Below are 25156 nucleotides of genomic sequence, written 5' to 3' on the forward strand. Positions count from 1 at the left end.
CGGCCGGGTCACCAGGTGTCCCAGTGGGTGAGCTGCTCTGCGGGCAGCCGCTTGGCGGGCTTGAAGTCCGTGCCCTTGGTGTAGGCGATCGGCCAGAGGCCGCCCTGGGTGTACTGGTCGAACGGGATGCCGAGCAATTCGGCGGCCTGCTTTTCGCCATCCCCGATCAGGTGCAGCGTCGTGTACGCCGAGCCCAGCCCGCGTGACCGCAGGGCCAGCATGAAACTCCAGACGGCGGGAATGAGGGAACCCCAGTAGGACGCCTGCATGCCGGCGGGGGCACCGTCCGGGCGCCCCTCCAGGCACGGGATCAGGAACACCGGAGCCTTCTCCAGGTTCTCGTTGAGGTACTTGGCCGAGCTGAGCACCGAGTCCATCTGTGCATCGCGCATATCGCCGCGAACCGGGGCGGGCATGTCGAGGTAGGGCGTGCCGGTGGCCCGATAGATATCGGCCAGCGCCTTCTTCTTGGCGGGGTCCTCGACGAACAAGAATTGCCAGCCTTGGGCATTGGAACCTGTCGGCGCCTGCAAGGCCAGATCCAGACACTCCATCAGTACCTCGCGCGGCACCGGCCGGTCGAAGTCGAGCCGCTTACGCACCGATCGGGTGGAAGTAAGGAGTTCATCAACGGTCAGATCGAGTGTCATGAGCCGAGACTACATTCGGCGCTATGGCAACTGAACTGAGTCAAGAGGTGCGCGATCGGCTTGTCGGCGACAACTTCGGCTGGTTGACCACAGTCGCCAAATCCGGCCAGCCGGTGCCCAAGTTGGTGTGGTTTTACTTCGACGGCACCGACGTCATCATCTACACGGCGCCCGGCTCGGCCAAGGTGCGCCACATCGGCTCGCATCCGCGGGTCAGCCTGAATCTGGACTCCAGCGGCGATGGCGGAGGCATCATCGTCGTGGGCGGTCCCGCCACCATCGACAACGAGGATGCCGACCCGCGTGACGACGCGGCGTTCTGGGCGAAATACGGTGCGCTGTCAGACCAAGCCGGGTTGACCGACTCGATGGGAAACTACAACCTGCGGCTTCGGATCAGCATCGACAAGGTGTGGACGACGCCGACGGAGTGATGCTGGAAGCGTAGCGGCGCAACGTTTTCCACAGATCCGTATCCATCCACAGGCCCGGTTTGAGGCCGACGCTTTTGTCGGTGGGGTGCCATAGAATTCGAACATGAGTTCGATCCGAGCGGCGCTGGATGCGCTTGACGCGGCGGTCGAGCTCGTGGGTGCCGCCGATATCGAGGAACTGCCCGCGCCGGAACGCTTCGCGGCTATCGAGCGGCTAGAAAGTGCGATGCGTCGCCAAGTCGCGGTCTCGCACGAGCAGATCACCCATCTGGAGCGCTACGAGGGCTGCCCGCCGGTTTCGATCGTGTTGGCCGACGTGTTGCGGATCAGCCGCTCGGCGGCCAAGCGTCGGGTCCGTGATGCCGAGCAGTTGACGCCGCGGACCACGCTGACCGGTGAGGCGCTGGCGCCACTCTTGCCTGCGACGGGGAAGGCCTGGGAGGCCGGCTATCTCGACGGTGAGCACGTGCGGGTGATTCAGAAGTTCCTCCGCGAGCTACCCGATCATGTCGGGCCGGTCGAGATCGAGAAGGCTGAACGCACCCTGGCCGAGCACGCCCAGACCATGCGACCCGATCAGCTGGAGAAGGTGGCCGACCGGCTGGCCACCCACCTCAATCCCGACGGCAGGTTCTCCGAGGAGGACCGGGCCCGCAAGCGTGGCTTCGTGTCGTGTGGTGCGGCGGGCAGCGCGCCGACGGCATGAGTGCCGGGAAGTTGGTGGCCGATCCGCAGCTGCGGGCGATGCTGGATGCGTGGATGGCGAAATTCGCCGCACCCAAACCCGACGGTGACGAACCCGACCTACGTAGCCATGCCCAACGCCAGCACGATGCGTTGGCGGAATTGGTTCGCGGGCGGCTGGGAGACCCCAAACTCGGCCGGCACAACGGCCTTCCGGTCACCGTGATCGTGTCGACGACACTGCAGGACCTGCAGGCCGGCGCCGGGCACGCCGTGACCGCAGGCGGCACACTGCTCCCGATCAGCGACCTGATCCGGATGGCCACCCCCGCCAACCACTACCTGGCGGTGTTCGACGGCGTCACCGGGCAGTCACTGTGGCTCGGTCGCAGCAAGCGACTGGCGTCGGCAGACCAGCGCATCATGTTGCTGGCCAAATACCGTGGCTGCACCGCACCAGGCTGCACCGTCAACGGCTACAACAGCCACGTCCACCACGCCGCCAAAGACTGGAAACACGGCGGCAGCACCGACATCGACGACCTCACCCTGGCCTGCAAATGCGACAACCTCTTGGTCGAAAACGACGGCTGGACCACCCGCCAACTCCCTGACGGCCACACCGAATGGATACCGCCGCAGGATGTTCCGCTGATCGGCGGCACGAACACCTACCACCACCCCGAACGCCTGCTCCCCAAAGACGACGAAAAGGACTAGCTCACCTGAAGTCGCGCGAACGCGAACTCACTTTCAACGTGATGCGGCCCATCCGTTCGGCCATCACGGTCACCGCCCCCGTGGCGTTCTGCACCTGCCCGCGGATCAGCAGCGCCGAAGCGGTCTGGGCCAGTTTCCGATGCCGGTTCCACACCCCCGGCGTACACAGCACATTGACCATGCCGGTCTCGTCCTCGATGTTCATGAACGTCACGCCCTGCGCGGTGGCCGGCCGCTGCCGGTGTGTCACCGCGCCCGCGATCAGCACCCGGCTGCCGTCGGGTACGTCCAACAGCCGGTCGGCAGTGACCACACCCATCGCGTCGAGGTCTTCGCGCAGGAACTGGGTGGGATAGCTGTCCGGTGAGATCCCGGTGGCCCACACGTCGGAAGCGGCCAATTCCACCTCGGTCATGCCGGGCAGGGCCGGCACGTGTGACGACGAGCCGACGCCGGGCAGCCGGTCTGGGCGCTGGGACGCCGCCGCCCCGGCCGCCCACAGCCCCTCCCGTCGGGTCATCGCGAAACAGCCCAGCGCGCCGGCGGTGGCCAGCGCCTCGGTCTGCGGAACCGAAAGCTGCACCCGCCCAGTCAGGTCCAGCAATGAGGAGTACGGTCCACCGGCATCGCGCTCCACGACGATCCGCTGAGCCAGCTCGTCACCGATGTGCCGCACCGCGCCCAATCCCAGCCGCACCTCCATCCCGGAGTTCTCCAGCGTGGGATGCGCCAAGCTGGCATTGATGTCGGGCCCGTGCACAGTCACCCCGTGTCTGCGGGCGTCGGCGACCAGTGACTGCGGCGAATAGAAACCCATCGGCTGGGCACGCAGCAGCGCGGCGCAGAACGCCGCGGGGTGGTGCAACTTGAACCACGAGGAGTAGTACACCAGCGAGGCGAAGCTCAGCGAATGGCTTTCCGGGAAGCCGAAATTGGCAAACGCTTCCAGCTTGTCGTAGATCCGTTCGGCGATCTCGCCGGTGATGCCGTGGCGCTGCGCCATCCCGGCATAGAACCGGTCTCGCAGCCGTCGCATCTTCTCGGTGGAACGCTTGGACCCCATGGCCCGGCGCAACTGGTCGGCCTCGGCGGCCGAAAAGCCCGCACAATCCACCGCCAGCTGCATGAGCTGCTCCTGGAACAGCGGAACCCCCAACGTCTTTCGCAGCGCAGGTTCCATCGACGGATGGTCGTAGGTGACCTCCTCGAGCCCGTTGCGCCGTTTGATGTAGGGATGCACCGAGCCGCCCTGGATGGGTCCGGGACGGATCAGTGCCACCTCCACCACCAGGTCGTAGAACACCCGCGGCTTCAGCCGCGGCAGGGTGGCCATCTGGGCGCGCGACTCCACCTGGAACACCCCGACCGAATCCGCCTTCTGCAGCATCTCGTACACCGCGGGTTCGGACAGATCCAGGCGGGCCAGGTCGACCTCGATGCCTTTGTGTTCGGCCACCAGATCGATGCAGTAGTGCAGCGCCGAGAGCATGCCGAGGCCGAGCATGTCGAACTTCACCAATCCGATTGCCGCGCAGTCATCTTTGTCCCACTGCAACACGCTGCGGTTCTCCATGCGCGCCCACTCCACCGGGCAGACGTCGGCGATCGGGCGGTCGCAGATCACCATGCCGCCGGAGTGGATACCCATGTGCCGGGGCAGGTTCTTGATCTGGACCGCCAAGTCGACCACCGGCTCGGGGATGCCCTCGAGGTCAGCCGAGTCGGCCCCGGAGTGCCAGTGACTGATCTGTTTACTCCAGGCATCCTGCTGCCCCTGCGAAAAACCGAGTGCACGTGCCATGTCGCGCACCGCACTCTTGCCCCGGTAGGTGATGACGTTGGCGACCTGCGCGGCATAGTCACGGCCGTAGCGGTCGTAGACGTACTGGATGGCCTTCTCCCGAAGGTCCGACTCGATGTCGATGTCGATGTCGGGCGGACCGTCGCGAGCCGGGGACAGGAACCGCTCGAAGAGCAGTTCGTTGGCGATCGGGTCGACGGCGGTGACACCCAGCGCGTAACACACCGCAGAATTGGCTGCTGATCCCCTTCCCTGACAGAGGATGTCGTTCTCCCGGCAGAACCGGGTGATGTCGTGAACCACCAGGAAGTACCCCGGGAACTTCAACGCGGCGATGACCTCGAGTTCACGCTCGAGTTGGGCGTAGGCCTCCGGCGCACCCGTGCGCGGCCCATAGCGCCGGGCGGCGCCGACCATCACCAGCTCGCGCAACCAGCTGTCCTCGGTGTGCCCGTCGGGCACGTCGAACGGGGGCAGCTGCGGGGCGATCAGCGCCAGCCCGAAAGCGCACTGCTCACCGAGATCGGCTGCGGCGCTGACGACTTCGGGATACTGAGCAAAGAGCCGGGCCATCTCGTCACCAGACCGCAGATGCGCACCACCCAGCGGTGCCAGCCAGCCGGCCGCCTCGTCCAGCGACTGGCGTGCCCGGATCGCTCCCATCGCCATGGCCAGCCGGCCGCGACTCGGCTCGGCGAAGTGCGCCCCGGTGGTGGCGACGATCCCCACCCCGAACCGGGGAGCCAGCGCGGCCAGCGCGGCATTGCGCTCGTCGTCGAACGGATCACCGTGGTGGCTCAACTCGATGCTGACCCGGTCCCGGCCGAAACGGTCCACCAGATCGGCCAGCGCCGCTTCCGCAGCCTGCGGGCCACCTTCGGAAAGAGCTTGCCGGACATGACCTTTACGGCATCCCGTCAGAATGTGCCAATGGCCGCCGGCAGCCTCGGTGAGCGAGTCGTAGTCGTAGCGCGGTTTGCCCTTCTCGCCGCCGGCCAGATGCGCGACGGACAACTGACGAGACAGCCGACGGTAGCCTTCCGGCCCGCGGGCCAGCACCAGCAGGTGCGGACCCGGCGGATCGGGCACCTCGGTGCGGGCGGTATTGCTCAACGACAGTTCGGCTCCGAAGACGGTGCGCATGTCCAGTTCTTTCGCAGCCTCGGCGAATCGCACCACACCATAGAGTCCGTCGTGGTCGGTCAGCGCGATGGCCCGCAGGTCCAGCCGCGACGCCTCCTCCACGAGTTCCTCGGGGGTACTGGCTCCGTCGAGGAAGCTGTAGGCCGAATGCGCATGCAGCTCGGCGTAGGGCACCGCCGAACGCAACGGTCGGTCGCCGATCGGTTCGTAGGGTTCCCGTCGACGCGACCACGCCGGGCTGTCTCCACCGTCCGCGTGCGGTTCGCCCAGCGACAGGCCGGGGCGGCGGGGCTTGCCGTTGAGCACCCGCTCCATCTCGCCCCAACTCGGCGGCCCGTTGAACCAGCGCACCCGACCCAGGGTAATCGAACATGTGTTCTATGTCTGGGCTGCCGGGAAAAGTAGACGAAGATGGTGGTCGATCCAAAGAAATGAGAGGCATGACGACGCAGGCACACGACCATGAGCTGGAGTCCGAGCGCGAATACCTGGCCGATCTCCATGACCGGCTCGACGCCAAGCGCAGGCGGGTCAAAGCCCAATACCGCGACGCACTCGCGGGACCGATCGACATCCAGGACGGCGGAACCCTGGTGGCCCGCGATGCCGAGGTGCGGGCACTGGCCCAATCGATGGCCCGATTGGACGTGGCTGACCACGGTCTGTGTTTCGGGCGGCTGGACGCTGTATCGGGCGAGCGACTCTACGTCGGCCGCATCGGCATCTTCGATGAGCACAACGACCACGAACCGCTGCTGATCGACTGGCGGGCACCGGCCGCCCGGGCTTTCTATGTAGCCACCGCCGCAAGCCCGGAGGGGATGCGGCGGCGGCGGCAGTTCCACTCCCTCGGGCGACGACTGGTCGATTTCACCGATGAAGTGTTCGGCCGCCCCGACCCCAACGCCGGTGACAACAGCCCGTTCAGCAGCGACGCGGCACTGCTCGCGGCAGTCAACGCTCCCCGCGGCGAGGGCATGCGCGACATCGTGGCCACAATCCAGGCCGAACAGGACGAGATCATCCGGCTCGATCACCCTGGCGTGCTGGTGATCGAGGGCGGCCCCGGCACCGGCAAGACCGTGGTGGCACTGCACCGCGTCGCGTACCTGCTCTACACCCAACGGCAGCGGATCGAACGCCACGGGGTGCTCGTCGTCGGGCCCAACCAGGCGTTCATGAACCACATCGGGCGCGTGCTGCCATCACTGGGCGAGTCGGAGGTGGTGTTCATGACGGTCGGCGATCTCCTCCCCGGTCTGCACGTCACCGCAGAGGACACCCCGGACATCGCCCGCATCAAGGGTTCTCGCGCGATGCTGACCGTCCTTGCGGCGGCGATCGCAGACCGCCAACGTGTGCCCGAGCACCCGTTGGAGATCCCGCTGGGCGATGTCACGATGCAGATCGCCGCCGACACCGCGGGGTGGGCCATCGACGAGGCGCGCGCAAGCGGACTGCCGCACAACGCGGCCCGTGCGGTGTTCCGAGACATCGTCACCTACGTACTGACCGAGCGCGGAATCGCCCGGATCGGCCGCGGCTGGCTGACCCGCGACAATCGCGACGCCTGGGAGAAGGTGCGTGCGGATCTGCTCACCGACCTCGAAGACAACGAGCGGTTCCTCGCGGCCCTCGACCAACTCTGGCCGGTCCTCGAGCCGCACGAACTGCTGGCCGAGCTGTATACCTCGCCCGAGCGGCTACGCGCCGCCGGCGCCGACCCGACGCTACTGCGAGAAGTCGGTGACGCCTGGACAACCTCGGATGTGCCGCTGCTCGACGAGTTGGTCGACCTGCTGGGCCGCGACAAGGCGGCCGACGATGCCGCCGCACAGGCACTCAAGGAGGAAACCGACTACGCCAGAGGCGTTTTGGAGAACATGGTCGCCCACGAAGACCTGATGGACGACGAAGACCACCTGCTCGCGCAGGACCTGATCGACGCCGAGGGCCTGGCCGAACGCTTCACCGAGGGCGACTACCGAGATCTGGCCGAACGCGCGGCCGCCGACCGGGACTGGACCTATCGGCACGTCGTCGTCGACGAGGCCCAGGAGCTCTCCGAGATGGACTGGCGGGTGCTGATGCGCCGCTGCCCGAGTCGGTCGTTCACGGTCGTCGGCGATCTCGCGCAGCGCCGCTCGATGGCCGGTGCGAGGTCGTGGGCGCAGATGCTGGAGCCGTACGTGCCCGGCCGGTGGGTGTACCGGTCGCTGTCGGTGAACTACCGCACCCCCGCCGAGATCATGACCGTCGCCGCCGCGGTGTTGGCCGATTTCGCGCCCGACGTCCGGCCCCCGGAGTCGGTGCGCGCGTGCGGTGTTCGCCCTTGGTCCCGGCGGGTCACCGCAGAGCAGATGCCGGGCGCCATCGAAGAATTCGTCGCGGCCGAGGCCGGTCACGACGGGACCAGCATCGTGATCGGACCGCCGGGCATGCCGGGTGTGGTGGCGCCGTCGGAAACCAAGGGCCTCGAATTCGACGCGGTGCTGGTCGTGGAGCCGGAACGCATTCTTGCCGACGGTCCGCGCGGCGCGGCCGAGCTCTACGTGGCGCTCACCCGGGCCACCCAGCGATTGGGTGTGCTGCATCAAGACCCATTGCCGCCGGCACTGGCCGGTCTGGTCGAGTACGACGGCTGATGCGCTCGGCGGATACTCGCTCGTGAGCCGGGCAACCGGCCCTTGTGGCAATTGACCCCATTCGGCATTCGGCTCATTACCGCAAATAATCGTGCGGCGACTGCATGGGACTGGGAAGCTGTTTCACGGCGGATTCCCAGCCGCGGAATTGAAGTCGACGAGCCTCGTCGACGCCGCCCCTGCGAGGGAGACACTCTCTGATGGAATTCGCCGCCCCGAGCCGCTCACTGCGTACCGTCGCCACCTTGACCACCGTCGGCGCGCTGGCGCTGACGCCCATCGCGGCCGCACCGCCCGAACTGCACTCAGCAGGCGTCGCGGCCGCCCGCGTTTCCACCCAAGCCGTCCAGCTCACCGACGCCTGGTCGGATCTACTGACCAACACTGTCAGTAACACGGTCCAGCTCGCCGGGCTGTTCCTCGGTCTGAACAGCGGCTCTACACTGCCGAATCCGACCATTCCACTCGCACCGGTCGCCACCCAGTTGGTGCTCAACCAACTGATCTACACCGTTCAACTGTTCACCGGCAACGGCGCCGACATCCCGGGTGAGATCGCCACCCATCTCGACAAGCTCGGCAACGTCGCCCAGGCCCTCGCCAACGACCTGCCGGGGATCGTGCTCGATCAGGTTCGGACACCGATCAAGGCGTTCGAGCTGACTGTCGATTCCGTGACCACCAGCGGCAACGTGCTCCTTGCGTTGCTAGAGGCGCCCGCAGTGTTCCTGGACGTCGCCCTCAACAGCCAATACGGCCTGCTCGGTCTCGCCGGTCCGATCGCGGTACCGATCATCGTCCGAAATTTCGTGGCCACGGCGCTCGAGACTCCGCTGCCCACGATCGTGCTGCCCTTCAAGAAACCGGCGGCTGCGGTGGCACCGAAGCCCGCGACCTCCGCTGCCGCAGTGTCGGACCCGTCGGATACAGCCTCCTCGGCCCGGTCGAAGAGCAAGTCCCCCTCGGCCGGCAGCAAGCGCAAGTCCACGCCGGCCAAGGCAGCCACCAAGCCGGCAGGAGTCGGACACGGCAAGCGTTAGGAGTCGCGGGCGCGCACAGCGCTACAGCAATGAATTCAATATTGCGATGTGCGCGTTTCCGCAAATAATGCTGCGCTGATGCAAGGTGCCTGGAAAACTAACCTCACAGCGGATTCCCAGTCAGGGAAGAGAAGCCGACGAGGCCTCGCCGGTGCCGCGTCATGAGGGAGAACTTTCCGATGGAATTCGCCGCCCGTCGCTGCGCACTCGCCGCCACCACACTCGCCGCTGCCGGTGCGCTCACGTTGACACCCGTCACGGTCGCGCCACCACAGCTGACCGCGACTCATATCTCCGCGCCCGCGGTTCAGCTGACCAATGTGTGGTCCGACCTGGCCGCTCACACCGTCACCAACGTGACCCAGCTCGCCGAACTGTTCCTGGGAACGGGCAATGCCGCTCCCCTGCCCTCACCGACACTTCCGCTCGCGCCGGTCGCCACCCAACTGGTGCTGAACCAATTGATTTATGTGGCGCAGGTATTCACCGGCCAGGGCGGGAAGATTCCGGGCGAAATCAGCACGCATCTCACCGAGGTCGGCACGCTGGCCGGCCAGGTATTCAATGCGGTGCCCGCGATCGTCGTCCAGCAGCTTTTGGTGCCGCTCTACGCCGCCCAAAAGACGGTCGAGTACGTCGCAGGCAGCGCGAACCCGGTCGGCGCGTTATTCGAAGCCCCGGCATTGTTTCTCGACCTCGCCCTGAACAGTGACGCCGGACTGCTCGGCTCCTACGGGCCGATCGGGCTACCCCTGTACATCCGAAACCTGTTGGCCGAGGCGATCTACACACCGCCGCCCACGATCGTGCTGCCGTTCAAGAAGCCCGCTGCGGCCTTGACACCGAAAGTCGCAGCCACCAAGACCGCCGCACCGAAGGCGCCGTCGGGAACCGCATCCTCGGCCAGGTCGAAGCCGAAGGCGGCGGCCAGCAGCAGCCGCAAGGCCGGCGCCGCAAAAACGAGCGGCACGAGCGGCGCCCACAGTAAGCGCGGATAACCAACGGGACCAACACATTTCAACAAGGAGCACATTCTGATGGACCACCCCGCTCGTCGCAGGATGCTCACCATCGCCGCGGTGACCGCCGGCACGCTGGCGCTTTCGCCGGTGATCGTCACGCCACACGAGGCGCCGGTACCGATTCGCGTGTCCGGCACCTCGGTTCAGCTCACTGACGCCTGGTCGCAGCTCGTCAACGACACCATCGTCAGCGCGTACCTGCTCGGCCAGCTGGCCGTCGGGGCGAACAGCACCTACCCGTTGCCGAATCCGATCTTCGTCGCACCCGTGGCGGCTCAACTCGTGATCAACCCGTTGATCTACGCCGTACAACTGCTCACCGGCCAGGGCGCACAGGTCCCCACGGAGATCATCGCTCATATCAACAATCTCGCCAATGTGGCGAAGGCTATCGGCAAGGACGTACCGCCCGCCATCGTCAAAGAGATCCAGGCACCACTGGTCGCCGCCAAGGATGCGATCGACTCGATTGCCGCAAGCGGCAATCCGCTGCTCGGCTTGTTGGAAGCGCCCGCCGTGTTCCTCAATGGGGCTTTGAACAGCCAATACGGGCTCATCGGAGTGAACGGTCCGATCGCACTGGGTTTCATCATCCGCAACGTGCTGGCGACCGCGCTCTACACCCCACCGCCCACGATCGTGCTGCCGTTCAAGAAGCCTGCCGCGGCCGTGACACCGAAAGTCGCAGCCACCGGGACGGCCGCACCGAAGGCGCCGTCGGGAACCGCGTCCTCGGCCCGGTCGAAGCCGAAGGCGGCGCCCAGCAGCAGCCGCAAGGCCGGCGCCGCGAAAACGAGCGGCACGAGCGGCGCCCACAGTAAGCGGGGCTGACACCACCGATGACTATCGGGGGCGGGACGAGTCCATCCTTGTGACGGAACCCGACAGCAAGGAGTCCCCATGTCCGCACTCCCTCCGGTGGTCGATCAGCAGGCCTGGCGCACCGCACTCGACGAACTGCGCGCCAGGGAGAAGGCCGCCACCCGTGAGCTCGACGCGATCGCCGCGCAACGCCGGCGGCTGCCGATGGTCGAGATGCCGAACTATGTCCTGACCGGACCACACGGCCCCGTCACGCTGGCCGAGGTGTTCGACGGACGTTCACAGCTGATCGTCTACAACCACATGTGGACCGACGGCGAAGAGTGGCAGTGCCCCGGCTGCACCGGATTCACCTCCCAGTTCACCCGGCTGGAATTTCTCGACAATTACGACGCCCGCTTCGTCATCGTCACCAATGGGCCGATCAGCGAAGCCTTGGCTTACAAGGCCAAGGTGGGCAACAAGATGGATTGGTATTCGTCAGCGGGCAGCTCGTTCGGCGCCGACGTCGACGCCGCCCCCGGCGAGGGCTTCGGAGTGAATGTCTTTCTGCGGGAGGGCGATACGGTGTACCGCACCTGGCACACCAACGGCCGTGGCACCGAGCAACTCAGCCACTCCTTCGCCCTTATCGACCTCTTGCCGTGGGGACGCCAGGAAGAGTGGCAGGACTCCCCCGACGGCTGGCCGCAGCGCCCGACATACTCCGGTTGGGCGGGCTCGGAAGACATCGCGCGCGCCTACGGCGAAAGTCCTACGCTGCACAGGTGACAAGCCCTCAGCTTCATCCGTCCGAACCCCACCACGACGCGTTCGGCAGCCGCCTGAACTGGTTGCGTGCCGGGGTCCTCGGCGCCAACGACGGCATCGTGTCGACCGCGGGCATCGTCGTCGGCGTCGCCGCGGCGACCGTCGAGCGCGCTCCCATCTTCACCGCAGGCATCGCGGCCCTGGCCGCCGGTGCCCTGTCGATGGCGGTCGGTGAATACGTGTCGGTCAGCACCCAACGCGATTCCGAGAAAGCGATGCTGAGCAAGGAGCGCCGCGAACTGGACACCGAGCCCGCCGCCGAGCTCGACGAGCTGGCCGCGCTCTACGAAGCCAAGGGCCTGTCCCCCGCCACCGCGCGCACAGTGGCCGAGGAGCTCACTGATCACGACGCATTCGCCGCCCACGTCGACATCGAACTGCGCATCGACCCCGACGAACTGACCAACCCGTGGCAGGCCGCGTTCTCTTCAGCCGTGTCGTTCACCGTCGGCGCGGTGCTGCCGCTGCTGGCAATCCTGTTGCCGCCGGCATCGATTCGCGTTCCGATCACATTCGTCGCCGTGCTGATCGCCCTGGGGGTCACCGGCTGGGTCAGCGCGCGCCTCGGCGGCGCCAATCCGCGGCGGGCGATCTACCGGGTGGTCATCGGGGGTGCGCTAGCGATGGCCATCACGTTCGGCATCGGCCACCTCGTCGGTGGCGCGGTCGGTTGACCGTCGGCGCGATGGCGCCGCGAAATCAGTCGACGTATTCGGCCGAGCCGTCGTCGAGCACCACCCGCGTGTTGGAACCGTCCGGCCCACTGGCCTCGGTGCGATACACCGCCCGACCCGGTTCGGTGCGCCAGATCGACGTCGTCAGGGTCTCACCCGGGAAAACCGGCGAGGTGAACCGTGCGCTGACCGCGGTCAGCTTCGCCGCGTCGTTGCCTGCGAGCTCGGCCAGCAGCGCCCGGCCGGCGAACCCATAGGTGCACAGCCCGTGCAGGATCGGCCTGTCGAAGCCGGCCATCTCGCGGGCGAACCACGGGTCGCTGTGCAACGGATTGCGGTCGCCCGACAGCCGGTAGATCAACGCCTGATCAGCGCGGGTCGAATAGGCGATACGGGCGTCCGGTTCGCGGTCGGGGACCGCAGGGGCCTGCGGACGCTGTCCCGGCTGCCCGCCGAACCCGCCCTCGCCGCGGATGACCGCGGTCGACAAGGTCTCGGCGATCAGCTCGCCGGTGGCCGGATCAGTGCCCTTGCCCCGCATCACGATGATGGCGTTCTTGCCCTCGCCCTTGTCCTGGATGTCGGCCACCTCGGAGACCACCGACAGCTGACCGGAGGCGGGCAGCGGTGCGTGCAAGCGGATCTCCTGCGAACCGTGCAGCAGCATGCCCCAGTTGAACGACCCGACCTTGGTGGCGGCGCCGAACGCCGGGCAGCAGATGACCGCGAACGTTGGCAACACCTGCTGTGTGATGTCGTGGCTGTTGTCGGTGGTGAAGGCCAAATCATCGGTACCCGCACCGACACCGAGCGCATACAGCATCGTGTCGCGATCGGTCCACTGGTAGGGCTGGGGGTCGGTGACCGCTCCGATTGCCGTGGGGTCGATGGCCATTGCCGCACTCCTGAGGTCGTGGATGGAGAAACTCCATAGTCGCACTGGCCAGAATCGCGCCCACCACAGCGGTGGACAAGGCACGCTAGGAGGATGCATCTTCTGCGCGCCCGGACCCTCGTCTCGCTGATCGCCGCATTCCTGGCGGCCGTGCTCCTCGCCAGCTGCAGTTCCGACACCCCGCACGATCGCACGATCACCCTGACGTTCATCCGTCATGCCGAGTCGGAAGCCAACGCGGCCGGGGTGATCGACACCTCCGTGCCCGGACCGTCGCTGACCGAGGCCGGCGAGCAACAGGCCACCGCGGCGGCCAACCGGTTGAAGAGCAATGGGTACGACGGCGTCTACGCCTCGGACATGGTGCGCACCCAGCAGACCGCCGCGCCGATGGCCAAGGCCCTCGGCAAGCAGGTCACCGTGCTGCCGGGCCTCAACGAAATCTCGGCAGGGTGGTTCAACGGCGGCAACGTGAAGAACGCCGCCGCGACGTACATGGTCGCCCCGGCCGACTGGCTGCGTGGCGACACCGACTTCAGCATCCCCGGCTCGGTCAGCGGGGCCGAGTTCAACGGCAAGTTCACCGGCGCAGTGCAGCGCATCTACGAGAGCGGCAACAACAAGCCCGTCGCATTCTCCAGCGCCGCGTCAATCATGTTGTGGACGTTGATGAATGCGCGTAACGCCAAGAACAGCCTGGCCACGGATCATCCGCTGCCCAACACCGGCCGGGTGGTGGTGACCGGCAATCCGGTGATGGGCTGGACGCTGGTGGACTGGGACGGCATCACCTCGTTCTGAGATCACCCAGATGAGGTTCGGCATGCCACTGCGCGTGCGGTACGTCGAATGCGACATGCAGGGCCGGGTTTTCAACGGCCACTATCTGACCTGGTTCGACATGGCCATCAACGAGGCCGTCCGCGAGATCTTCGGCGACTACCAGGTGCTGCTCGACGGGGGCATCGACTTCGTGGTGGCCGCGGCGGAGTTGCAGTTTCGCCAGCCCGCGCGGTTCGACGACGAGCTGGTGGTCGGCGTCGGCTTCGAACCCGTCGGCCGTACCTCGCTGAGCAGCCGCTACGCCATCCACCGCGATGAGGACCTGATCGCCGAAGCGACGATGATCCACGTCTGCGTCGACGCGGTGACGTTCGAGAAGCGGCCCTGGCCGGACTGGTTCCGCCAGCGAATGTCGTCAGCTGGTTGACCGCGACATGATCGGCGATCAATGATGACCCATGCGCTATGTCGTTACCGGCGGTACCGGGTTCATCGGGCGCCGGGTCGTAGCCCGACTGCTCGACAGTCGCGATGACGCTCAGGTGTGGCTGACCGTCGACGATCCGTCAGCCCAGGCCCGAGTGGCACTGCTCGCAGCGCAGTGGGGTGAGCGGGTGCACGCCCTGACGGGAGATACCCCGCCGGCCGCCGACCACATCGTCAACCTGCGCACAGCCGACACCGAATCGGCCGTGAGGCTCAGCCGGGACCTGAACGCCACGCTGCATCATCTGTCCTCGGTCGCGGTGGCCGGCGACTTCAGGGGCGAATTCACCGAGGACGATGTCGACGTCGGCCAGCAGCTGCCCACCCGCCGCCACCGGGCGGCCTTCGAGGCGGAGCAACTGGTGCGGTCCTCGGATGCGCGGTTCCGCATCTACCGGGCGGGAGTGGTGGTCGGCGACTCGCGCACCGGCGAGATCGACCGGATCACCGGCCCGTATCACCTCTTCGGGCTGCTGGCCCGGCTGGCGGCACTGCCGCCATTCACGCCGATACTTCTTCCGGACCTCGGCCGGATCAACATCGTCCCGGTCGACTATGTCGCCGCCGCGATGGTGGAACTCATCCACGCCGACGACCGCGACGGTCAGACGTTCCACCTGACCGCGGCCGAGTCGGTCGGCCTGCGCCAGATCTACCGAAGCGTGGCCCGCTGCGCCGGACTGCCGCCACTGCGCGGCGGTCTGCCCCGCCAAGTGGCGGAGCCGCTGCTCGCGGTGCACGGACGGGCGAAAGTGTTGCGGGACATGGCGGTAACACAAATCGGTGTGCCGCCGGAAGCCATCGACACATTGCAGACCAAGGCCGTGTTCGGTTCGGACACGACCCGAAAAGCGTTGCTCCCCAGCGGGATCGAGCCGCCGCCGTTCTCCGCCTATGCCCCGGTGTTGTGGCGGTACTGGGCTGCGCACCTCGACCCCGAGCGCACCGGCCCCGATTCCGGCGGTCCGCTGGCCGGCAGGCACGTGATCATCACCGGCGCATCCAGCGGCATCGGCCGCGCGTCGGCACTGGCGGTGGCTGCCCGCGGCGCCACTGTGTTCGCGTTGGCGCGCAACGGCGAAGCGCTCCAAGAGTTGGTCGACGACATCACCGCCGACGGCGGCCAGGCCTTCGCCTTCAGCTGCGACGTCACCGACACCGAGTCCGTCGACACCACGATCGCGGAGATACTGGGCCGATTCGGCCACGTCGACTATCTGGTGAACAACGCGGGCCGCTCGATCCGCCGGTCGGTGAACGCGTCGACCGACCGGCTCCACGACTACGAGCGGGTGATGGCGGTCAACTATTTCGGCTCGGTGCGAATGGTGTTGGCGCTGCTGCCGCACTGGCGGGCACGCCGGTTCGGCCACGTGGTCAACGTGTCCAGCGCCGGTGTGCAGGCCCGCAACCCCAAGTACAGCTCGTACCTGCCGACCAAAGCGGCCCTCGACGCGTTCACCGACGTGGTGGCCTCGGAGACGTTGTCGGACAACATCACCTTCACCACGATCCACATGCCGCTGGTGAAGACGCCGATGATCGCACCGTCGGGCCGGCTGAACCCGGTTCCGCCGATCAGCGCCGACCACGCGGCGGCGATGGTGGTGCGCGCACTGGTGGACAAGCCGGTCCGTATCGACACGCCGCTGGGGACGCTGGCCGACGCCGGCCAGTACTTCACCCCGAAGCTGGCCCGCCGGGTTCTGCACCAGCTTTATCTGGGCTACCCCGACTCGCCCGCCGCCCGAGGTGAGGGTCGGCGCCCGTCGGCCCCGGGCCCGCGCCTGCCGGTGATCCGGCTTCGCGCTCCGCGCCCGGTCAAACAAGTCGTGCGCCTGGTACCCGGCGTGCACTGGTGAACTCAGCCAGTTCATAGCGACATCCGGCGCCGGGCGCGGTGGGCACTTAGGCTGGCCGCATGCGGACGGGCTGGCAGCTACTGGAGCGGCCGGCCAAGCACGAGGTCATCAGGGCGGCGCTGGCCGACAGCGAAGCTTCCGGTGTGGTGATCACCGGTGCGGCCGGTGTCGGCAAGACGACATTGGCCCGGTCGGTCACCTCCTCACTGCCGGGCCGCGCCCGATGGGCCGCCTGCACCACATCGTCGAGCAGCATCCCGCTGGGCGCGTTCGCGCAATGGGTGACACCCACCGAAGCGCGAGACCCAATCGAGCTGCTGGTCTCGGCACGGCAGTCCCTGCTGGCCGACGGTCCTGCGGTGATCGGTGTGGACGACGCTCACCTGCTCGACCAGCTGTCGGCCACGCTGCTGCACCAGATCGCCGTCGAACGCTCCGGGTCGATCGTCGCGACGGTCCGCAGCGGAGAACCCGTCCCCGATTCGGTGATGACGCTGTGGAAGGACGGCTATCTGCATCGCGTCGATCTGGAACCGTTCAGCAGGCAGGAGTGCATCGCCCTGGTCGAGTCGGTGCTCGGCGGCACTCTGGAGGAGCTCAGCGCCAACGTCATCTGGTCACAGTCGGGCGGCAACCCGCTGTTCCTGCGCCACATGGTGGAGGCGGCGCTGGAGGCCGGCACCCTGAGCGAGGTCAAAGGCGTGTGGCAGTTGCGCGGGGCGACGACGGTGTCGTCCGGTCTCGCGACCCTGCTGGAAAGCCGCTTCGACCATGCCGACCCCGATGCGGTCACCGCGCTGCGACTGCTGTCGCTGTGCGAGCCGCTGGACCTCGACGCGCTGGTCGAACTGGCCGGTGAGCAGGCGATCGACGCGGCCGAAAAGGCGCAGCTGATCCGGATCGACCGGGACGGCCCGACACTTGCCGCACGCATCAGCCATCCGCTGTACGGGGATGTCATCCGTCGGCAGATCGGCACGGCATCGGCCCGTATGCTGCGCGGCCAGATCGTCACCGTGCTGAACCGGCGGAAGCCGACATCGGTGGCCGCGCGAATCAGGCTCGCGGAGCTGTATCTGGACAGCGACCAGACCGCCGATATCGGACTGTTGGTCGCCGCTGCCAAGGACGCGGTATCGCTGGCCAATGCGCCGCTGGGAGAACGCTTGGCGCGCAACGCATTCGAGCGCGAAGTCGGCATGCGACCCGCACACCTGCTGTCCCGGGCACTGATGTGGCAGGGCCGGCCCGCCGAGGCCGACGAGATCTTGGCCCGGTTCGACCCCGACGACCTCGACGAAGGTCAGCTGCTGCTGTGGGGTGTTCCGCGGGCGTCGATCGTGTTCTGGTCACTCGGTGAGGTCACGCGCGCCTACGAGGTGATGGAGTTGCTGCGGCGCCGGGTCACCCATCCGGTGCTGCGGCCGATGGTCGACGCGGCCGACGCCGCGTTCACGATCTTCGAGAACAAGCTGCCCGAGGGTCTGGCCAAAGCCGAGGCGGTGTTGTCCGATCCCGCGGCTCCCGAACAAGCGGTCGAGACCGCCGCCTTCGCGGCCGGGATGGCGATGCCGCTGGCCGGACGCGGCGATGAGTTCACCGCGATCGTGGCGCGCTGCTTCGACACCCAGAAGTCGACCGATGGTCTGATCCGCATGCTCGCCCGGTACGGCGAGGTGCTGGCGTTGGTGCACACCGGCGAACTCGACAAGGCCGAAACGCACGCCGCGAACTACGCCGAATTCTCTTCGTCGGGAGAGTTTCTCGGGTGGGCGATCGCCAAGACGATGGCCGGTTTGGTGGCGACCCACCGGGGCCGGTTCGCCGATGCGATTCCGACACTCGAGCAGGCGCTGGCTGCGTTCAATGCGGAGAACTCGCTGCCGTGGCGGTTGCCCGGCCGGCTGTTGCTGGCCCGCGCCTATGCCGGCCTGGGCAGAGCCGATGACGCCGAGCGGGTGCTGACCGAGGCCGCCGAGCACGTCGGCCCCTCGGTGGCACTGTTCGATCCTCAGGTGTTGGTGACCAAGGCATGGATCGCCGCGGCCCGCGGCGGGGGGCGGCGCGCCGTCGAACTGTCCCGCGCCGCCGCCGACGCCGCGCACCGCAGCGGGCAGCTGGCGGTGGAGGCCGAGGCATTGCACGACGCAGCCCGCTTCGGCGACCGCAGGCTGGCGAATCGGTTGCAGTCGCTGGTGGCGGGTGTCGATGGTCCACTGCCGCAGCTGTATGCCCGTCACGCCGCCGCGGTGGCGGACTCCGACGGCGATGCGCTGGACGCGGTCAGTCTCGAGTTCGAACGCGCCGGGCTGTTGCTGTCGGCCGCCGACGCCGCCGCGCAGGCGGCCGCGAGCCATCAGCAGCGCCATGACCGCCGCAGGGAGATCGAATCAGTAACGCGGGCAATGCGTCTGGTCGCCTTGTGCGGTGGCGCCTCCTCCCCCGCGATCCGGGCCGCGGCGCGACCACTGCCGGTGACCGCGCGTGAACTCGAGGTCGCCGAGCTGGTTGCGGCCGGGCTGTCCAACCGCGAAATCGCCCAGCAGCTGTCAGTTTCGGTGCGGACCGTGGAGGGACACGTCTACCGGGCGTGCCTGAAACTCGGTGTGTCCGATCGCGATGGGCTCGCCGCCATCATCCGCCCCCGCGGTACGCGCGGTCCGCAGAGTTGACGCCCGGGCAGGTATCGTTACCGCGGTGAGCGTCGGGGAAGACCAGCCTACGGCCCTGCCCGTTTTCGCCGATGTGGACACCGGCGTCGACGATGCGATGGCACTGGTATACCTGCTGGCAAGTGCCGATGCGGACCTCGTCGGCATCGCCTCCACCGGTGGCAATGTCGACGTGGATCAGGTGTGCCGCAACAACCTCGGGTTACTCGAGTTGTGCGGAGCGCCCGCGATCCCGGTGTCCCGTGGCGCGGATCAACCGCTGAGCGCCGCGATGCGCACCGCCGAAGACACCCATGGCCCGGCCGGCTTGGGCTATGCCGAATTGCCCCTGCATCAACGCGAACTCACCAGTTATGACGCGGCCGAGGCCTGGGTGCGCGCCGCGCACGCACGACCCGGCGAGCTCATCGGTCTGGTCACCGGGCCGATGACCAACCTCGCACTGGCTGTGCGTGATGAACCGAACCTGCCGTCGCTGTTGCGCCGGCTGGTGATCATGGGCGGGTCGTTCGACTACCGCGGCAACACCACTGCGGTTGCCGAGTGGAACATCAGCGTTGACCCGGAGGCCGCAGCCGAGGTGTTCGACGCCTGGGGCGGGCCGCGGATGCCGATACGATTGCCCCGCACCAGCTTCCGATCGTGTGCGGGCTGAACCTGACCGAGAACATCGCGCTGACACCGAAGATCCTGAGCCGCCTGGCCACCGCGGCGGACACCGCCACCACCGCGATGAGCGTGCTCGATGCGCGAGGCACCCGGTCGACGGCCGACAACGGTGTGATCCGCGCGCTCGAGGATGCGATGCGGTTCTACTTCGAGTTCCACTTCGACCAGGGCGAGGGCTATCTGGCGCATCTGCACGACCCACTGGCCGCGGCGGTGGCACTGGATCCCGGGCTGATCCAAACACGCGCGACAACCGTGGATGTCGAGCTCACCGGAACGCTGACCCGCGGCATGACCATCGCCGACTGGAGCCGACGCTGGGGCCGGGAGCCCAACGCGCACGTCGGCGTCGGGGTTGATCCCGAGGCGTTCTTCGACCGGTTCATCGACCGGGTGGGTCCGTTCGCCCGTCGGCTTGCTCATTCGTAGACGCCCTCCACATACCACCGGCGCTGCCGGTAACACAGCAGCAGCGCGGTTTCCGGCGCACCGGGTCGGCTGTCCACCAGCACCTGAGCGCGCGCAGTGCGGCCGACCCTGGACTGTTGGCTGTGATCCCACCACCGTTCGTCCACCGACCACGGGCCGGCCCACCAGCTCAGCGCACCCTGATAGTGGTGGCCCGCACCGTCCAATCGTGCAGGCTCGGCCGTGAACATCCCGCGGACGGTGACTCGGACCGGATTACCTTGGGCGTCAAGCAATTCCACCGGATCATCCAAGATCACCACCGGCGCGGGCTCAGGGAGCCGGCCTGGCCACGGCCGGTCGGGGGCGGCCCTGGGCACCAGCTCGTCGCCGAGCGGGGTCAACGTGATGCGCTCGGCGGGACCACGGCCACCGGACAACACCGGCAGCTGGACGGCTTCCTGGCCCAGCAAGCCCTGCACCCGAACCAGCGCCCGGCGCGCCCGCAGTCGGTCTTCTTCGCCGACGCCGCCCCATAGGGGTAGCTGAAGCGCTTCTGCGGAAACAACTTCCACCGGATGCAGTCGCAGCATCGTCACCGGCGAGTTCGGTCGATCGTCAGGTCGGCGTTGGTTGAGCCAGCCGTCGAGCTGCCAGCGCACCCGATCGGCGGTGGCGTCCTCGGTCAGCGGTTCGGCGCATCGCCACACCCGGGTCAGCTCACCGCCATTCGCAGTGACGGCATGGATGGCGAGCCTGGTGCATCCCACACCGGCCGCCTCCAGGCTGCGATGCAGGTCGCCGGCCAGCATCCGGCCGGCGAATGCCGCTGCATCAACCCGGTCGACCGGCGGGTCGCAATTCAGTACCGCATCCAGGTCGGCAGCCGGCTCACGACCGGATGGACCGCGTACCGGTTCCCGCGGGCGAAGCGGTGCGCGGCCACCGCATCGGCACCGAACCGGGAAGCCACGTCGCTGCGCGACAATGCCGCGAACTGACCGAGGTTGCGAATACCCATGCGCCACAACAGGTCGGCCAGCTCCTCCCGGCCAGGACCAGACAGGCTGGGCTCACCGGACAGCTGACGGATGGACAACGCCGACAGGAATCTGGCATCCCCACCGGGCTCGAGCACCCGGCCGGCACGGGCGGCGAAGACCGCCGTCGGCAGCTGATCGGCGATCCCCACCTGACATTCGGCACCGGCCGCGGCGACGGCGTCGACCAAGCGCTCAGCGGCGGCGGGTTCGGAGCCGAAGTAGCGGGCCGCGCCGCGAACCGGCAACACCAGCAGCCCCGGCCGCAGCACCTCGGCACGGGGCACCACCTCGTCGACCGCAGCCGTCACCCCTTCGAAGTAGCGGGCGTCGCGGGCCGGGTCGGCGGTGACCACATGCAGTTGCGGGCACCGGGCTTGCACCTCGCGCCGGCGCAGCGTGCGCCGCACCCCGGCGGCACGGGCGGCGGCCGAGCAGGCGATGACCCGGTTGGCCAGGGTGACCGCGACCGGGGCCGTCGCCGGCAGTCCGGCCGCCGCGGCCGCTGCGACCGCCGGCCAATCCATGCACCAGATCGCCAGCACCCGGCCGGCCATGTCAGCCCACCCTGGACCGGGCAGCGCGACCGTGCGCCCTGACCGACAGCCGCACCCGACCGATTCGGCCACAGCCCGACACCGGGGCCTCGCCGCGACCCGCAGTGATCTCATAACCGCGCACCCGCGCGTCAAGACGCATCGTCGCGCCGTGCCAGTCCCCCCGGGCCACCAGCAGGGTGCACCCTTTTTGCCTGGCCCGGGCCACCACCGCCCGCGCCCGGGTGGCGGTCACCGTCCGGCCGGCCAGCCCGAGCACAACCAGATCCATCCCGTCCATCAACACCGCGGCCACCTCGACGGGGTCGGTCCCCGGGTCCGGGATCATCGCGAGCCGGCTCAGGTCGGCACCCATCTCCACCGCGGCCAGCAGACCGAAATCCGGCAGTCCGACGACGGCCACATGTCCCCCACCTGCCGTGACCGCCGCCGCCATACTCACCGGAAGGGACAGCGCTCCCGACGCCACTGCGACAGCGCCGCGCGGCAACCCCGCCGGCAGCTGTTCGGCCAGCGATTCGGGGACCGGCAGCAAACTTTCAGAGGCAGGAATGACCTCATCCGCCACATCCGTAACAGGTCGGGTGACGCCCACCTTCCCGGACACGGCCGCCATCTTGCGCCGCAGCTGTTCTAGCTGCTCAACACGGTTAAGCTGATGTTTCTCCAGGGCAATAGCCGCTGTCATCGGCCACCTCCAACCGCGATCCCGATTCACTGTGTTCGAATGTATGTTCGATAGTCCGAGTAAACACCCACCCACCGACAGCGTCAAGCGCTGAATCTGCCGGCTGTGCACCCAAGCCGACGTTGGTGACGCGGCCGAAATCGCACCTGGCACGATGCAGGGCATGACGATCAACCGCGAACAAGCTGACAAGGTGGCCAACGGAGCCGGCTTCATTGCCGCGCTCGACCAGAGCGGCGGCAGCACCCCCAAGGCGCTCAAGCTCTATGGCATCGCCGAGGACGCCTACTCCGGTGACGAGCAGATGTTCGACCTGGTGCACGAGATGCGCACCCGGATCATCACCAGCCCGAGCTTCAACGGCGACCGGATCATCGCGGCCATCCTGTTCGAGATGACGATGGACCGCGAGGTCGAAGGCCGCCCCACGGCCGACTACCTGTGGAACGTCAAAAACGTCGTGCCGATCCTCAAGGTCGACAAGGGTCTGGCCGCCGAAGAGGACGGCGCCCAGGTGATGAAGCCCATCGACGGCCTGGACGCGCTGCTGTCCCGGGCGAGGAACAAGGGCATCTTCGGCACCAAGATGCGCTCCGTCATCAAGCTGCCCGGCGGCGGCCTGGACGCGGTGGTCGAGCAGCAGTTCGCGATCGCTCGCCAGATCCTGGACGCCGGACTCGTGCCGATCATCGAACCCGAGGTCGACATCCACAGCCCGGAGAAGTCCGCGGCCGAAAAGCAGCTCAAGTCCGCGATCATCAGCCACCTCGGCGCCCTCGGCGACGACCAGCAGGTGATGCTCAAGCTCACCCTGCCCGACACCGACGATCTCTACCACGAGTTGGTCGAGCACCCCAAGGTGATGCGGGTTGTCGCACTGTCCGGCGGCTACAACCGCACCGATGCCTGCGAGCGCCTGGCCCGCAACCACGGTGTCATCGCCAGCTTCTCCCGGGCGCTGACCGAGGGCCTGACCGCCCAGCAGAGCGACGACGAATTCGACAAGACCCTCGATGAGGCGATCGCCGAAATCGCCGCCGCCTCAAGGACTTAGTCGGACAACAGGGCCCGACGGAGTTACTCCCACTCGATGGTGCCGGGAGGCTTGCTCGTCACATCGAGCACCACCCGGTTCACCTCGGGCACCTCATTGGTGATGCGCGTCGAGATGCGCTCCAGCACCTCATAGGGCACCCGGGTCCAGTCCGCGGTCATCGCGTCCTCGCTGGACACCGGCCGCAGCACGATCGGGTGGCCGTAGGTACGTCCGTCGCCCTGCACGCCGACCGAGCGGACATCGGCCAGCAGCACCACCGGGCACTGCCAGATCTGGCCGTCCAGACCGGCCGACGTCAGCTCCTCGCGGGCGATCAGGTCGGCCCGGCGCAGGGTGTCCAGCCGGGACGCCGTCACCTCACCGACGATGCGGATACCCAGTCCCGGGCCCGGGAAAGGTTGGCGGCCAACGATGTCCTCCGGCAGGCCGAGCTCGCGACCCACCGCGCGCACCTCGTCCTTGAACAGCAGCCGCAGCGGCTCGACGAGCTTGAACTTCAGGTCGGCGGGCAGGCCGCCGACATTGTGGTGGCTCTTGATGTTTGCCGTTCCCGTTCCACCCCCGGACTCGACGACGTCGGGGTACAGCGTGCCCTGGACGAGGAAGTCGACCTCAGATCCACTATCCCCCACGATGTCTCGGACCGCGCCCTCAAAGGCGCGGATGAACTCGCGGCCGATGATCTTGCGCTTGCCTTCGGGGTCGGTCACGCCGGACAGCGCCGCCAGGAACCGATCGGCGACATCGACGGTGACCAGATTGGCACCGGTTGCGGCCACGAAATCCCTTTGCACCTGCGCTCGTTCGCCGGCTCGCAGCAATCCGTGATCGACGAACACGCACGTGAGCCGGTCACCGATGGCGCGTTGCACCAGTGCGGCGGCCACCGCGGAATCCACCCCGCCGGACAGACCGCAGATGGCGTGGGCGTCACCGACCTGCTCGCGCACCCGCTCGATCAGGCTCTCGGCGATGTTGGCCGGGGTCCAGCTCGCGCCGATGCCCGCGAAGTCGTGCAGGAAACGGCTGAGCACCTGCTGGCCGTGGGGGGTGTGCATGACCTCCGGGTGGTATTGCACCCCGGCCAGCCGACGGGCACGGTTCTCGAATGCGGCGACCGGCGCACCGGAGCTGACGGCCACCACCTCGAAGCCCTCCGGCGCCGAGGTGACCGCATCGCCGTGACTCATCCACACCGGCTGCGAACCGGGCAGGCCCGAATGCAGTTCCCCGCCAAGCACTTCCATCTCGGTGCGACCGTACTCACTGGTGCCCGTGTGAGCCACGGTGCCGCCGAGCACCTGGGCCATGGCCTGGAAGCCGTAGCAGATCCCGAATACCGGCACATCGAGGTCGAAGACAGCCGGATCGAGTTGCGGGGCTCCATCGGCATACACGCTGGCCGGTCCGCCGGAGAGCACGATGGCCTGGGGATCCCTGGCCTTGATCTCCTCGACGGTCGCGGTGTGCGGGATGACCTCGGAGAAAACCCGGGCTTCCCGGACCCGACGGGCGATCAGCTGGGCGTACTGGGCGCCGAAATCGATCACCAACACGGGACGAGGCGAGGGGGATGTCACGCATAGAGTCTAGT

17 protein-coding genes and 3 pseudogenes are annotated in these 25156 nt (G+C 67.6%); 14 read left to right on the forward strand and 6 right to left on the reverse strand.

Going from position 1 to position 25156, the window contains the following annotated elements:
* Positions 1-8: 8 nt before the first annotated feature.
* Positions 9-650, reverse strand: a complete 642-nt coding sequence (locus D3H54_RS22570; protein ID WP_149381338.1) for a nitroreductase family protein — start codon at positions 648-650, stop codon at positions 9-11.
* Between the two features lie 23 nt (positions 651-673).
* Here D3H54_RS22570 and D3H54_RS22575 point away from each other — a divergent pair, with 23 nt between their 5' ends.
* Both D3H54_RS22575 and D3H54_RS22580 read left to right on the forward strand, forming a co-directional pair.
* Positions 674-1084 carry a TIGR03667 family PPOX class F420-dependent oxidoreductase gene (locus D3H54_RS22575; RefSeq protein WP_149381340.1) on the forward strand — a complete coding sequence of 137 codons (411 nt, stop codon included), beginning with the start codon at positions 674-676 and terminating at the stop codon, positions 1082-1084.
* Between the two features lie 103 nt (positions 1085-1187).
* Positions 1188-2488: pseudogene (locus tag D3H54_RS22580) on the forward strand (HNH endonuclease signature motif containing protein).
* A gap of 1 nt (position 2489) precedes the next feature.
* Here the strand turns inward: D3H54_RS22580 and D3H54_RS22585 are convergent.
* Positions 2490-5783, reverse strand: coding sequence for an error-prone DNA polymerase (locus D3H54_RS22585; protein ID WP_149381341.1), 3294 nt, complete (start codon positions 5781-5783; stop codon positions 2490-2492).
* Positions 5784-5872: 89 nt separating this feature from the next.
* Here D3H54_RS22585 and helR point away from each other — a divergent pair, with 89 nt between their 5' ends.
* The 6 genes from helR (at position 5873) to D3H54_RS22615 (ending at position 12445) form a co-directional block, all read left to right on the forward strand.
* Entirely contained in the window at positions 5873-8077 is a 2205-nt protein-coding gene (helR, locus tag D3H54_RS22590; RefSeq protein WP_149381343.1) for an RNA polymerase recycling motor ATPase HelR, read from the forward strand.
* A gap of 200 nt (positions 8078-8277) precedes the next feature.
* Positions 8278-9117 (forward strand): hypothetical protein, encoded by an 840-nt coding sequence (locus D3H54_RS22595; protein ID WP_149381345.1) that lies wholly within the window; start codon positions 8278-8280, stop codon positions 9115-9117.
* 161 nt (positions 9118-9278) lie between these two features.
* Positions 9279-10115, forward strand: a complete 837-nt coding sequence (locus D3H54_RS22600) for a hypothetical protein (RefSeq protein ID WP_286198976.1) — start codon at positions 9279-9281, stop codon at positions 10113-10115.
* Between the two features lie 39 nt (positions 10116-10154).
* A complete protein-coding gene (locus D3H54_RS22605; protein WP_168214946.1) occupies positions 10155-10970 on the forward strand; it encodes a hypothetical protein in 816 nt (271 codons plus the stop codon).
* A 69-nt stretch (positions 10971-11039) separates the two neighbouring features.
* Positions 11040-11732, forward strand: coding sequence for a DUF899 domain-containing protein (locus tag D3H54_RS22610; RefSeq protein WP_149381347.1), 693 nt, complete (start codon positions 11040-11042; stop codon positions 11730-11732).
* Positions 11729-12445: a VIT1/CCC1 transporter family protein gene (locus D3H54_RS22615; RefSeq protein WP_149381349.1), complete on the forward strand. Its 717-nt coding sequence runs from the start codon at positions 11729-11731 to the stop codon at positions 12443-12445. Before D3H54_RS22610 ends, D3H54_RS22615 begins: the two co-directional genes overlap by 4 nt.
* A gap of 25 nt (positions 12446-12470) precedes the next feature.
* On the opposite strand, the gene D3H54_RS22620 is transcribed toward D3H54_RS22615, so the two are convergent.
* Positions 12471-13340 carry a MaoC family dehydratase gene (locus tag D3H54_RS22620; RefSeq protein WP_149381351.1) on the reverse strand — a complete coding sequence of 290 codons (870 nt, stop codon included), beginning with the start codon at positions 13338-13340 and terminating at the stop codon, positions 12471-12473.
* Positions 13341-13433: 93 nt separating this feature from the next.
* Here D3H54_RS22620 and D3H54_RS22625 point away from each other — a divergent pair, with 93 nt between their 5' ends.
* From D3H54_RS22625 to D3H54_RS22645, 5 genes and pseudogenes are all read left to right on the forward strand, one after another.
* The gene (locus tag D3H54_RS22625; RefSeq protein ID WP_149381353.1) at positions 13434-14141 is read left to right on the forward strand and encodes a histidine phosphatase family protein; all 708 of its coding nucleotides are present in this window, start codon (positions 13434-13436) and stop codon (positions 14139-14141) included.
* 22 nt (positions 14142-14163) lie between these two features.
* Positions 14164-14550 (forward strand): acyl-CoA thioesterase, encoded by a 387-nt coding sequence (locus tag D3H54_RS22630; protein WP_210419582.1) that lies wholly within the window; start codon positions 14164-14166, stop codon positions 14548-14550.
* A 31-nt stretch (positions 14551-14581) separates the two neighbouring features.
* Positions 14582-16471, forward strand: coding sequence for an SDR family oxidoreductase (locus D3H54_RS22635; protein WP_149381357.1), 1890 nt, complete (start codon positions 14582-14584; stop codon positions 16469-16471).
* Between the two features lie 59 nt (positions 16472-16530).
* A complete protein-coding gene (locus D3H54_RS22640; RefSeq protein WP_149381359.1) occupies positions 16531-19143 on the forward strand; it encodes a LuxR family transcriptional regulator in 2613 nt (870 codons plus the stop codon).
* A 97-nt stretch (positions 19144-19240) separates the two neighbouring features.
* A pseudogene (locus D3H54_RS22645) lies at positions 19241-20241 on the forward strand (nucleoside hydrolase).
* Here the strand turns inward: D3H54_RS22645 and D3H54_RS22650 are convergent.
* Both D3H54_RS22650 and imuA' read right to left on the reverse strand, forming a co-directional pair.
* Positions 20232-21817: pseudogene (locus tag D3H54_RS22650) on the reverse strand (DNA polymerase Y family protein). The pseudogenes D3H54_RS22645 and D3H54_RS22650 overlap by 10 nt on opposite strands.
* 1 nt (position 21818) lies before the next feature.
* Positions 21819-22505, reverse strand: coding sequence for a DnaE2-dependent mutagenesis accessory factor ImuA' (imuA', locus tag D3H54_RS22655; protein WP_149381361.1), 687 nt, complete (start codon positions 22503-22505; stop codon positions 21819-21821).
* 154 nt (positions 22506-22659) lie between these two features.
* Here imuA' and D3H54_RS22660 point away from each other — a divergent pair, with 154 nt between their 5' ends.
* Complete coding sequence (locus tag D3H54_RS22660) at positions 22660-23559, forward strand: fructose bisphosphate aldolase (RefSeq protein WP_432246383.1); 900 nt, start codon at positions 22660-22662, stop codon at positions 23557-23559.
* Between the two features lie 23 nt (positions 23560-23582).
* Here the strand turns inward: D3H54_RS22660 and guaA are convergent, their stop codons facing one another.
* On the reverse strand, positions 23583-25142 hold the full coding sequence (gene guaA, locus D3H54_RS22665; protein WP_149381363.1) for a glutamine-hydrolyzing GMP synthase: 1560 nt from the start codon (positions 25140-25142) through the stop codon (positions 23583-23585).
* Positions 25143-25156 lie beyond the last annotated feature (14 nt).

Source organism: Mycobacterium sp. ELW1, assembly GCF_008329905.1.
Lineage (GTDB): Bacteria > Actinomycetota > Actinomycetes > Mycobacteriales > Mycobacteriaceae > Mycobacterium.